Annotated in this window: 12 protein-coding genes; 8 read left to right on the forward strand and 4 right to left on the reverse strand. The window is 36.2% G+C overall.

What is annotated here, in order from left to right:
- Positions 1-21: 21 nt before the first annotated feature.
- From CWC16_RS00510 to CWC16_RS00520, 3 genes are all read right to left on the reverse strand, one after another.
- Positions 22-879 carry a DMT family transporter gene (locus CWC16_RS00510; RefSeq protein ID WP_138540058.1) on the reverse strand — a complete coding sequence of 286 codons (858 nt, stop codon included), beginning with the start codon at positions 877-879 and terminating at the stop codon, positions 22-24.
- 96 nt (positions 880-975) lie between these two features.
- On the reverse strand, positions 976-1,686 hold the full coding sequence (locus CWC16_RS00515) for an AraC family transcriptional regulator (RefSeq protein ID WP_138540059.1): 711 nt from the start codon (positions 1,684-1,686) through the stop codon (positions 976-978).
- Positions 1,687-1,760: 74 nt separating this feature from the next.
- On the reverse strand, positions 1,761-2,192 hold the full coding sequence (locus CWC16_RS00520; protein WP_004586320.1) for an Lrp/AsnC family transcriptional regulator: 432 nt from the start codon (positions 2,190-2,192) through the stop codon (positions 1,761-1,763).
- Between the two features lie 167 nt (positions 2,193-2,359).
- Between CWC16_RS00520 and ocd the strand changes: the two genes are divergently transcribed.
- From ocd to CWC16_RS00550, 6 genes are all read left to right on the forward strand, one after another.
- Positions 2,360-3,442 carry an ornithine cyclodeaminase gene (gene ocd / locus CWC16_RS00525; RefSeq protein ID WP_138540060.1) on the forward strand — a complete coding sequence of 361 codons (1,083 nt, stop codon included), beginning with the start codon at positions 2,360-2,362 and terminating at the stop codon, positions 3,440-3,442.
- Positions 3,439-4,350, forward strand: coding sequence for a citrulline utilization hydrolase CtlX (gene ctlX, locus CWC16_RS00530; protein WP_138540061.1), 912 nt, complete (start codon positions 3,439-3,441; stop codon positions 4,348-4,350). Before ocd ends, ctlX begins: the two co-directional genes overlap by 4 nt.
- A gap of 125 nt (positions 4,351-4,475) precedes the next feature.
- Complete coding sequence (locus CWC16_RS00535; protein WP_055013593.1) at positions 4,476-5,882, forward strand: alanine/glycine:cation symporter family protein; 1,407 nt, start codon at positions 4,476-4,478, stop codon at positions 5,880-5,882.
- Positions 5,883-6,021: 139 nt separating this feature from the next.
- Positions 6,022-7,053, forward strand: a complete 1,032-nt coding sequence (locus CWC16_RS00540; RefSeq protein ID WP_138540062.1) for a patatin-like phospholipase family protein — start codon at positions 6,022-6,024, stop codon at positions 7,051-7,053.
- Between the two features lie 26 nt (positions 7,054-7,079).
- Positions 7,080-7,793, forward strand: a complete 714-nt coding sequence (locus CWC16_RS00545) for a hypothetical protein (protein WP_138540063.1) — start codon at positions 7,080-7,082, stop codon at positions 7,791-7,793.
- 563 nt (positions 7,794-8,356) lie between these two features.
- A complete protein-coding gene (locus CWC16_RS00550) occupies positions 8,357-9,049 on the forward strand; it encodes a hypothetical protein (RefSeq protein ID WP_138540064.1) in 693 nt (230 codons plus the stop codon).
- A 389-nt stretch (positions 9,050-9,438) separates the two neighbouring features.
- On the opposite strand, the gene CWC16_RS00560 is transcribed toward CWC16_RS00550, so the two are convergent.
- A complete protein-coding gene (locus tag CWC16_RS00560; RefSeq protein WP_138540066.1) occupies positions 9,439-10,002 on the reverse strand; it encodes a lipid-binding SYLF domain-containing protein in 564 nt (187 codons plus the stop codon).
- Positions 10,003-10,139: 137 nt separating this feature from the next.
- On the opposite strand from CWC16_RS00560, the gene CWC16_RS00565 reads away from it, so the two are divergent.
- Both CWC16_RS00565 and CWC16_RS00570 read left to right on the forward strand, forming a co-directional pair.
- Positions 10,140-11,351 carry a tyrosine-type recombinase/integrase gene (locus tag CWC16_RS00565; protein WP_055017063.1) on the forward strand — a complete coding sequence of 404 codons (1,212 nt, stop codon included), beginning with the start codon at positions 10,140-10,142 and terminating at the stop codon, positions 11,349-11,351.
- Positions 11,351-12,550: a cation:proton antiporter gene (locus CWC16_RS00570; protein WP_138540067.1), complete on the forward strand. Its 1,200-nt coding sequence runs from the start codon at positions 11,351-11,353 to the stop codon at positions 12,548-12,550. The genes CWC16_RS00565 and CWC16_RS00570 overlap by 1 nt, the downstream gene beginning before the upstream one ends.
- The last annotated feature ends 52 nt before the right edge of the window (positions 12,551-12,602 follow it).

The raw sequence follows: 12,602 nt of genomic DNA on the forward strand, positions 1-12,602 counted from the left end.
AGTGCCTAAACAAAATTAAAGCTATGCTTTTTTTAAACTTATTGAAGGTTTTTTATTGCTAATAGCTGCACCTAATAAAATAAGCGCCAAAGCAATAAATACTGACCAACTAAAGGGAGCCTGCGAGGCAAGTATTAAAATAAAGGTAGAGAGCACCGGCGTTAAAAAACTTAACGAAGCTAATAGCGAGCGGTTACCAAATTTTAAACCGTGATCCCATAAATAAAATGCACCGCCCACAGGGCCTAATCCCAATAAAATAGCGCCTAGCCATTGTGAAACAGATAAATTTATTACGGTTGTTTCAAAATAAAAATGTGCAAAAAGGGCAAGCACAGCCACAATAAGTGAAAGCCAGCCTATGTCACCTACATGGCTATTAAATCGCGACATTAAATAAGAATAACTCGACCACAGTACTGCGCAGCATCCTGCAAAAAAATACCCTAAGTAATATTCACTATTAATAGATAACCCACTGCCATCGGTAATTAAACTAAGCGTGCCTAAAAATCCCAGTAATCCGCCTAATATGGCTTTAAATTTAGCCCCTGGAGTAGCTACAAATACACCTAGCAATAATGGCCAAAGGTACACAATTAAGCTTACCTCTATTAAAGGGCCGTATTTTAAAGCCATAAAATAACAAAAGTGAAAACCAAATAAACCAGTAACACCTATTATAATTTGCTTTTTAGAAAGCTTAGGCGGGCTTAATAATGGCTGTTTTGTAGCGACGCGTTTAACTAATAAAATAATAAAAGAGATTGAAAAGCATATAAAAAGTAACTCAAAAGCAGGCAGTGCTTTAGTTAAATTACCCAGTAATGCTAAAAGCCCCCACGAAAATATTGCTAAAAACCCTATGTGTGTTGCCATTAATTACCCTCCGTAAATACTATTTACCGAGTGTACCAATAGGCTGAACTTTAAATGTGCTAAAAAGATGGTATTGTTTGTTTGCTCTGACGCAATTTACTGCTTTGTAAACGCCTTAGGTGGCTGCCCAAAGTATAAATTAAACCGACGGCTAAACGCTGAGGCATCGTTATAGCCAATGCGCTCACCTACTAAAGCGATTGGTAGGTCTGAATGGGTTAATAAGGCGCGAGCATGCTGCATTCGTAACATAGTGATATATTGCAGCGCACTCATGTTAGTGTTTCTTTTAAACACAGTTTTAAATTGCGTAACGCTTAAACTGGCAATATTGGCCAGCTCTTTTAACGTGTAGAGATACGCTAAATTTTGCTTTACCGTGGTTATGACATTATCTATTCGCTTATCAATATTACTGTGGCTACTTTGCTCACAAAGTAGTAAATAAAATAAATCAAAGGTTGAGCTAGTCAGCTTTTCATCATTAACAACAAGTAGTTGCTGCTCTATAAACTGTAAGTAACTTAATAAACGGCTATCTATTGAGATTTTAGGGCATAAAAGGTTTATAAGGTTATCAGGAAGGGCATCTAAATCTGCCACAATAAAGCGCGCGGCTTCATCGGCCATAAAGGCATGCACTACGTTTTTCTCTATAACGATACAACTGCCCGTACTCACCGTTGTTTTATAATCATTATTTAACGTTATAAAAATTTCCCCGTGTAGAGGTAACACGAGTTGATGGTAATTGTGCTGGTGGCGTTTTATACCTTGCGAATAATACCGAATAGAAAGCTTGTTCAATCTATACTCCATTAGCTAATACATAAACCGAGTATTGCATAAAATACATATAGTAAAACATAGCGTTAATAAACCTAAGTAGATGACAATAATATACTGGTTTCGCTATTTAAAATGCCTTCTATTTCGCGTACTTGTCTGAGTACACCATCAAACTCACCTAAATTTGCAGCTTGTATTTCAGCCACTAAGTCCCAAGCGCCATTGGTGGTATGTAACTTAGTAAGCTCTGGAATGCCTCGCATGGTTTTAATAACCTGCGAGGTCGATTTACCCACCACTTCCACCATCATAATGGCTCTTACAGCTTCGGTTTCTATGTGTTCGTGTACACGAACCGTAAAGCCCAATATAGCACCCGATGAAACCAGCCGGTCTAAACGGTTTTGCACTGTCCCGCGCGACACCTTTAAAACATCGGCCAATGCTGAAATAGAAGCGCGGCCATCTTTTCTTAATTCGGCTATTAATGCGTTATCTAATGAGTCGTAAATGTAAGGGGTCATAAAACGCCTTGGATTATGTGTTTATTACAAACTACTAAATTTGTACTTTAATGCATAGCAATTTGCTAAAAAATACTATTATTTGTATAAACTTTTGGCATTTTAAGTAACACCTCTGGCCTATAAACTTATTTCAAATAATTTATTTAGTCATTAAAGAGGTATTTATGAGTCATTTTATCGCACAGCCTAAACAAGGTGTTCCATTTGTGAGCGTACAGGCAATGGCCAAACTTATAAATAAAATGGGAATAGAAAACGCGTTGCTAGAGCTTACTCAAAGGTTAGAGCAAGATTTTGCTCGCTGGCACGAATTTGATAAATCGCCACGTTATGCAGCGCACTCTCCAGATGGTGTAATAGAGCTTATGCCCGTAAGCGATGGCAAAATGTTTAGCTGCAAATATGTAAATGGTCATCCAAAAAACACATTTAAAGCGCTTCAAACAGTGGCCGCATTCGGTATTTTGTCAGATGTTGATAGCGGCTACCCAGTTATGATCAGTGAAATGTGTCTACTAACGGCCCTGCGGACAGCGGCTACATCGGCGCTTGTGGCAAAGTATTTAGCGCCTGAAAACTCAACAACGCTGACATTAATTGGTAATGGTGCACAGTCTGAGTTTCAGGCACTGGCTTTTAAAGCTGTGTTAGGCATTACTCACATTCGCTTATACGACATTGATAAAAACGCCTCACAAAAAGCCTACAACAACTTAAGTGGCTATGGCTTAAATGTCACTCTATGCAATAGCGCAGAAGAAGCCGTTCAAGGCGCGCACATTATTACCACCTGCACAGCCGATAAAAAAAATACCACTATTTTAACCAGCGATATGATCCCACAGGGTGTGCATTTAAATGCCATTGGTGGCGATTGCCCTGGTAAAACAGAGCTTGATTCACAGTTACTAGAGCGTGCCACTGTGTTTGTAGAGTACGAGCCGCAAACCAGAATAGAAGGCGAAATTCAGCAAATGAGCGAAACCTTTGCCGTAACAGAGTTTCATAAAGTAATTAATAAACAAACACCTGGGCGTATAAGTAACAACGAGCTTACTATTTTTGATGGGGTAGGTTTTGCAAGCGAAGACTTTACCGCACTGGTTTATATTAAAGACGCGCTGGTGGCTGCAGGTGAGTTTGAACTGCTTGATTTAATTACACAACAAGCCGATCCGCGTAATTTATTTTCGGTACTTAATAGTACACAAACAGCAAAAACGCCTAAGCAAGAGCAAGTGGCATGAGTTATATAAAGCAAGCACCCAGCGCTGTGGTGATGGTACGACCGCATCACTTTACATCTAACCCACAAACTATGTTAGACAACACGTTTCAAAGTACCTGCAACTCACAAAATCAGAGTCAGCATGCCTTTGACGAAGTAACCAATGCGGTTAAATTATTGCAAAACGAGGGCGTAACGGTTCATCTTTTTGAAGACGAACATACACACACGCCCGATTCTGTGTTTCCAAATAATTGGTTTTCTACCCATCAAAGTGGCGAGCTAGTTATGTACCCAATGTACGCAGAAAACAGAAGATTAGAATATCGAAAAGATATAATTGATTTTTTGACTGATCACTATAGAGTGTTGTCTGTGACTGATTATTCATTTTTAGCGAAAGAAAATGCATTTTTAGAAGGCACCGGTTCGCTTGTTATTGACCACCCACATAAGCTTGCTTATGCAGTAGAATCTAAGCGCACTACTAAAACTGTGGTTAATACAGTATGCGAGCAATTAAGGCTGAAACCTGTTGTATTTAATGCCTACGATAAGCAAGGTACTGCGGTTTATCATACTAATGTATTAATGTGTGTAGCCACAGAGTTTGCCATGATCAGCCTAGATATGGTACCAAATAGTCAGCACAAACAATTAACTAACCATTTTATACAAAGCCATTTAGAAGTAATAAACTTAACTAATGCGCAAATAAGTAGCTTTTGTGGCAACGCAATAGAGTTACAAGGTACAAATGGTCGTATTTTAGCACTCTCACAAACGGCGTTTAATGCACTTACAACCGAGCAAAAAGCAGCAATACAAAAAACAGCTAAACTTGTTCCGTTACCTATACCAACCATAGAGTCGGCGGGAGGTTCGGTTAGATGCATGATTGCAGGCATTCATCTGCAAAGTAAATAACCTACCACTAAGTCAACATACTAAGGCAGCATAGCTGCCTTACTCTATGGCTAATATGCATAATTAAATGCCATTTACTCAACCACTTGCTGAGTAAAACATAATAAATACAAAAGGATTAGCCCATGTTCGATACCGTAGTAAAAAGTGTAAATGGCCTATTATGGGGAGAAGGCCAAATACTGATCTACATACTACTGTTTGCAGGTATTTGGTTTTCGGTACGTTTAAAAGCAATTCAAATAGTAAAATTTAAACACATGTTTAGCCTGTTAAAAGGCAGTAGCAAGTGTAAAAAAGACGATATTTCATCATTTCAGGCATTGTGTACTGGCCTGTGTGCCCGGGTAGGTACAGGTAATTTAGCCGGGGTAGCTGTTGCTATTTCACTAGGCGGAAGCGGCGCTATATTTTGGATGTGGGTTATAGCCATACTTGGCATGGCAACCGGCTTTGCCGAAAGTGTATTAGGGCAGGTGTATAAAGTACGCGATAGTAGTGGCGAATTTAGAGGCGGCCCCGCCTATTATATTCAACAAGGTTTAGGCAGCCGTGCCTTTGCCATTGTGTTTGCGGCGTGTTTATTTTTAGGTTATGGCTTTACCTTTAGTGCCATGCAAACCAATACTATAACTGATGCACTTAACTATGCATTTGAAGTACCCACCTTTTATTCAGGATTAGTAATTACGGTATTAGCAGGCTCGATTATACTTGGCGGCTTTAAAGCAATAGCCCGCTTTGCAGAGCGAGTAGTACCATTTATGGGCATATTATTTGTAGCAGCTGCCGTAATTATAACGCTTATAAATTTACCGCAAGTACCAGCCATGCTTAAAGATGTGTTTTTATCGGCCTTTGGTTTACAAGAGGCTGGCGCAGGCGCAATGGGCGCTGCCATTAAAAATGGTATACAACGCGGATTATATTCTAACGAAGCTGGTGCGGGTAGTGTGCCCCATGCCGCAGCAAGTGCAAGCCCTATCCCTAATCACCCAGTAACACAAGGCTACATACAAATGCTTGGCGTGTTTTTCGACACCATTGTACTTTGTAGCTGTACTGCTGTTGTTATTTTGTTAGCCGATGTAGATATAAGCGGCGAAATGGAAGGTATACGTTTAACGCAAAGCGCTATGACTGCGCATTTAGCACAAGGCGGCGTATATTTTGTTGCTGCAGCCATAACCTTATTTGCCTTTACTTCGGTAGTGGCCAACTACGCTTACGCCGAAAGTAACCTGCATTTATTTAAGCTCGATAACAAAGTAGGGCGCACAATTTATACATTACTTTATTTATCAATGATGCTGTGGGGCGCATCAGCGTCATTAAAAGAAGTCTGGGATTTAGCCGATATAGCATTAGGGTTAATGACAGTGGTTAACGTAATCGCTATTATATTGCTCACGCCTACTATTGTAGCTGTTAATCGCGACTACAACACACAAAGAGAAAAAGGCATAGAGCCTGAATTTAAAGTAAAAGACGTAAAAGTACAGGGTAAATGCGAAAGTGGCATTTGGGATTGATTCCCGTATTTTAAGCAATTTTAACGATAAAAAGCGGTTTTATGGCAACATAAAATCGCTTTTTAATTTTGCATAATTATTCAAAATTAGGTTTTGTAAATAGCACAAAAATATAAAAACAATAAGGTAAACTGATTTAATGATCGACATTCATGCAGGGAAAACAGCAGCAAAAATTATTAACGAGCAGGGCTTTAAACCGGAATTATTTACCTCTTTTTTAGGGGCAAGTGGCGGGCCAAAATGGTTTACCTTATTCGGGTTAGACAAATATATTTTTGGTGAATTTTTTAAAAACCGCACCCAACCACTTAACTTAATTGGTTCATCTGCTGGGGCATTTCGATCTGCTTGTTTTGCACAAAACGACCCCGTTGCTGCCATTGAGCGTTTAGCAAAATCGTATTCGCAAACACGCTATTCTAGTAATAAACCAACACCCGCTGAAATTACACTAAAAGCCCGCGCATTATTAGATGATGTATTTGGGGAGCACGGCGTAACCGAAATTTTAAATAACCCTATTTTTAAAGCGCATTTTATAGTGGCTAAGTCAAATGGGTTTATTGCCAACGAAAACAAATTAATTCAGCTTTTAGGTTTATCAAAAAGTTATATGCTCAATCGTGTAAACCGAAAATTATTAGGTTCGCAGTACGAGCGATTTATTTTTGGCACACCAAACAGTAATTTATCAATAACCGATAGTTACAATTTTAAAACCCAAAACATAGCACTTAGCCAAACAAATTTAAAAGATGCCTTACTTGCATCCGGCTCTATACCCCTTGTTATGCAAGGCATAAAAAATATTGCAGGCTCGCCACAAGGTATGTATCGCGATGGCGGAATAATTGACTACCACTTTGATTTAAAAATTAATAACCCAGGCTTAATTTTATATCCGCATTTTAATAGCGAGCCAAAAGCAGGGTGGTTCGATAAAAATTTAAAACGTAAAGTAGCACCACAAAATTACGATAACGTGGTGATGGTTACTCCATCAAAAGAATTTATAGCCGGTTTACCTTACGGAAAAATTCCAGATAGAAACGACTTTACTAATCTCGATGCAGACACACGCATAAAATATTGGAATACCGTGTTTAGAGAAACTGAAAAGTTGGCTGAGGCGTTTGATAATTTATATATGATTAAAAATAAAATATAAATAACAGCATATTAAGGATTAATAAAATGAAAGATTTCAAGGGAAATTTAAGCACCATCTATTGCTATGTATTATTAACTATTGTATTTGCTATTACATTTATTGTAATGATTGGATTAGTACAATTAATATTTACTGGGACTGCTAATATGGAAACAGTTGCTTCATTAATATCATCTTTTAGCAATTTTATCGTAAGTATTTGTAGCATCTTGTTAGTTTGTTATGCTGTGAAAACATATAAAAAATGGAAAGTTGATAAAACAATCAATGAATATAAGCAGCTTATATCTCTTACATTCTGTATTTACCATACAGCAAGGCAAATTTATAATTCATTAAATATATACCAAGGTAATAGTGATAAAATTATACATGAGTATGAAAAATGCAGTAGAGATGAACTAAAAGGGTTTATGGTTAGAGAGTTTAATGAAATTCAAAAGTCATACTGTAAATTATCAGAAATCATAGATGTTTTAGGTGCGATTCATTCTATAGAACAGGAAGAAGAACTTATTCGGCTAAGAGTATATGCTGCTAATATCATGCTTAAAATACAAAAAGACATCTCAAAGCCTGAAAAAACAATGAAGGAATTTAAAGAAACAGATAAAAATAAAGTCTTTATAGATGAAATTTTAAAAATAAAAATTTTTAACATAAATAGTAAAGAAGATTTTTCATTATCAGATTTTAAAAATTCTATTGATCTAAACGTAAGACATCTTTTAAAGTAGTATTGGTAGATTTAAGAGATACTTAATTTAACAACCCATAAATTACGGTACGTAATATTAACGAAAAGGGCAAAAAGCCCTTTTTTATTATCAAGTTATCATCACTGTCACTATTGACAGCTTGGCATTGCCAACCATTTAATTTGAAGATATAGGCAATAATCTCTTATTTTTAATCTATTAATTTCTGTTGGATCTTTACGATATTCGTTTAGAAAAAACTTACAAACTTTGTCGTCACATTTAATTATTGCTTAGTCGGCGGTTTGAATGAAGGCTTATAAGTAGAAATCTGAACATTCTTATTCTGTGAAACTTGGCTAAAGGTTTTAGATGTAATATCTGAAACCAGTTTAAGTTGATATATTGTACATGCTTGGTTTACAAGCCAGTTAGTAAGGCCTGATAATGCTAAGAAAACATATAATTTTAAATAGCCTAATCACATAACTAGTCGTAAAAGCTTTATGATATAAGAATGCATTAAAATCAAAAAGAATATATTGAACTTAAAGATATGTTCTAAAAATTAAGAAATCAATAAAAATCAAATAAGGAAGTTTATGCAAAAATATATTTATTACATGGTTAAAATCTTTGATAAAAGTGAATACGCAGAATCATTTCTAGATGGTAATTTACACTGCAAAAAGCTCTCTTTTTTTAGAAATTTTGATGATGAAACAGAAGGAAATAGAGGTGATAAACATGAAGGTATTATCAACTGGCATAAAACTGAAGATGTAATTATTGAAATAAATGGAATGATTATCAAAGATGTTATTGGAAATGTGGGTATAAAACTGAATAGTCACGACAATATAAATATATTTTGTATTTACGCGTCATACAGTAATGAAGAAATTGTTATTACAGAAGAAACTATTCCTAAATTACTGGAAGAGCTAAAAATTTCTAATAGCTGCTTTGGTCTAGGTAATGAAGCTGTCATTATTACTAATGTAGAAGAATTTGTTAATCGAGTCTGCAATGCTTCTAAAGGTCAAAAAATAGACTTGAAAGCTGAGCTAATTGAATACTACGATCCTGATATGTTCTCAGGAAAGTTTGATGAAGATGAAGCGATATTCAAAAAAAGAATAGAATATTCACATCAAAAAGAATATCGCTTCGCTTTTTATCCTAGAGAAATTACAAATGACGCAATGAATTTAAACATTGGCTCTATTAGGGATATAGCACTTAAAATTGCCCCTAATGAAGTAAACAGTACTATGAAAATCGAAATTGAATAAATCATATTGCCCATTTCCTTACTTAACTGATATATCAGCAATTATGTCTAAAAGTTGGCTTTGTAGGTCAGATAAATATTCATCTTGTGTTTTATTTTGCTCCTTAAGTATTTTGTACATATTTTCAGATTTCCTTGCCGACCATTTATATCGGTGAACTAGTTGTACATCGGATGGTTTAACTTTGCCCCATGGTGTAGTCATTGTGTGGTCGTGATAGGAAATTCTACAATCTGCCAACGGGCCAGTTGGAGGAGATAGGCTAAGTGACTTATTAAAGTTAGCAAATAAATAATAGCTCATAAGTTATGTTATGTTAAATTTAATAATTAATAAGAAAGCGAGCGTGATTATACAAACCAGCCCGCTTTTAGGAGAGTAATTAGGTGTTAATTTAGCTCAGAATCTACCCAAAATTTAGTGCCTTTTAGTACAGCTTGTAGTGCAAGGCCATTTTCGGTTAAAGAATATACGGTAACTTGGTCGGCAATCGCTTCTGCAACCAGTGCTCCACCTTTATCTTCGTATTTTGCTGCTGCATCTGCGTTTCCGCCAAAGGCCCAACCGTGTTCAATAAATCTATTTACTGCCGCTTGGTTATGAAAAACCATAACAACGTTAAAGTCTTTCACACCTAAACCAAGCCCTAAACCGGCTTCGCCCATATTCATGTAGGTTGATTTACCCGTTAAGTTATTTTTTACTACACCGTACCCGCCACCAAAACTAGCTAAAACTACATTTACGTTTGCGTTATCAAAAACGGCGTAACCGGCAGAATTGGTAATTTGTTTTTTAACGTCGGGTTTTTGTGCGTATAATTTGTCGAGGGTATTGTTTTTCATGCTTTGCACTAAAGAGCGTTTTTCGCTAGGTGAAGCACTACCGGTCGTAGCACAACCTGTTAGTAATACACTTATTGTAAGTAGGCCTAACACGATAAATTTTTTCATAAAACTTTCCTTAATACGATTCATACCAATCCACAACAATGTTTAAATAAATCCACTTTCACTATGTCCAATACTAGACAGTATCGGACTTTAACGTTAAGCTGTAAGTCTATTATTTTATTGAATATTTATACATTATGCTTGTTGCTTTAGTTGATACGTTAAAACAATTAAGATATCAAATTGCTCATCTTGACGATGGTACTCTAAATTCAGAATACCCAGAACTTGCATCCTTTATACAGCAAGTTGGCTTGACTGTAACTGAATCAAAGGACGATCTAAAATTTTTATACCAATTTTTATATGTATACGGCCGAAAATCTGAAGCGACATTTAATCGTTTTCGTAATGAGCTTGAACGATTTTATTTGTGGTCTTGGTTAATTGCCCAAAAATCAGTGTTCGATTTAAAACGCGAAGACATTGAAGCGTATGTTGATTTTATGGCTGAGCCAGATAAAAAATGGGCATCAACTTCGGTGCAATGGCGTTACAAAGACGAGCAAGGTATTCGTCGATTAAACCAAAATTGGCGCCCTTTTATATTAAAAGAGTCAATTGCGAGTCAGCAAACATTAGCGGCTATGTTTACTGCGCTAAATGTATTTTATAAGTTTTCTATATTAGAAGAAAAAACGTTTGCGAACTTTATTCCTGTAGTGAAAAAAAATAGTCCCTATTTGGTTGTTCAATCTCAAATTCAGATCCCAGACACTTTAAGTGACATACAATGGGAATATGTATTTGGCGTAACACGCGATTTATGTGAAAAAAAACCAGAGCTTGAACGTAACCTATTTACGCTTGCGTGCTTAAAAGGGCTATATTTACGTATATCAGAATTATCAGAGCGCCCGCAGTGGTCGCCGGTTATGTCACACTTTTGGCAAGATAATGACGGTTTTTGGTTTTTACGAATTATGGGCAAAGGTAATAAGCTACGAGATGTTACGTTAAGTGATGATTTTGTTGAGTATTTAAAGCGTTATAGATTATACAGAGGGTTACCCGCCCTACCACGCGTTGATGAATCTGAACCATTGGTGCATAAAATTCGGGGGCAAGGTGGGATGACCGTTAGGCAAATTAGGCGTTTAGTACAACAAAGTTTTGATTTAGCACAGCAATCTTTACTTGATGATGGGTTTAAAGATGATGCAGAACAACTTGAAGCAGCCACTGCCCATTGGCTTCGTCACACGGGCGCAACACATGATGCGCAAACACGACCGCTAAAACATTTATCGGAAGATTTAGGCCATTCAAAAATTGCCACAACCGATCAAATTTACATTCAAACAAATATTAAAGAGCGAGCAAAATCAGGCGTTAAAAGGAAAATTTAATGGAATACTTAGTAATAGCATTTATTGGTTTTTTATTTTTAGTTTATTCAATTTCAATTAGACAACTAGAGCGCACAGAAATAACAGGGCCTATGTTTTTTGTTATTGGCGGCATGTTTTTGGCGTTTTTACTTCCTAATGAAGGCGAAAAATTAAAAACAGGAATAGATTATTTATTACCACTGATAGAGCTAACGCTAAGTATATTTTTATTTTCTGATGCGGCTAAATCTAAGTTAGGTGTATTGAGGCATAGTTTTCAATACCCTAGCCTATTATTATTCGTTGCCCTACCCTTAACTTTACTATGTGGAATTGGTGTTAGCTTATTTTTATTTGCAGAGTTGTCGTTAATTCAATCAGCACTACTGGCAATTATTCTTACGCCAACCGATGCAGCTTTGAGTAAAGGGTTATTGCAAAGTACACAAGTTCCCGAAAAAATTAGGGAAGGTATAAATACCGAAAGCGGATTAAACGATGGCTTATGCGTACCAGTATTTTTAATTTTTATTTTACTCGCAAAAAATCCTGACTCTGCTATTACTGCTTCACATACCTTAGGTGTGTTTTCAAGAGAGCTTGGCTTAGCATTGTTGATTGCTAGTTTTTCTATTGCGGTATTTATACCGGCACTAAATTTTGCAATGAAACGACATTACTTTGCTAAAAACACTAGCCCATTTTTATTGCTTGGGTATGCGATGGCTGTGTTTTCTATTACACAATATTTTCATGGCAGCGGATTTATAGCTGTATTTGTAGCGGGTTTGTTATTTGATAAATTTTCTAAAACCGATATACGCGCTGAGCTAATAGAAGATTCTGAGCACATAGCTGATTTTACTTCGTTAATGATTTGGTGTTTATTTGGATTTGTTTGTGCGTATTTAGTAATACCAAAATTAAATACAAACATAATTGTGTATGCCCTACTAAGCACTACATTAGTTAGAATAATACCAGTTATGTTATCGTTACAATTTACAGCACTTAATTGGAAAGAACGTTTTACTTTTGCGTGGTTTGGTCCGCGAGGTTTAGCATCTATCGTTTTTACTTTGATGGTAATAGACACGCAAATAGAAAATAAATACGATATTGCCACTATTGCAATGACCACTATTTTATTTAGCGTGTTTATACATGGTATAAGTACAAAGCCAATTGCAGATAGCTTCGTTAAAAAATCTAAATAGCGTTTATAAAAATTAGCGAATTTATTGCTTTGGTATAAACACGTTTTTTAGC

This window comes from Pseudoalteromonas sp. S3776, from assembly GCF_005886915.1.
Lineage (GTDB): Bacteria > Pseudomonadota > Gammaproteobacteria > Enterobacterales > Alteromonadaceae > Pseudoalteromonas.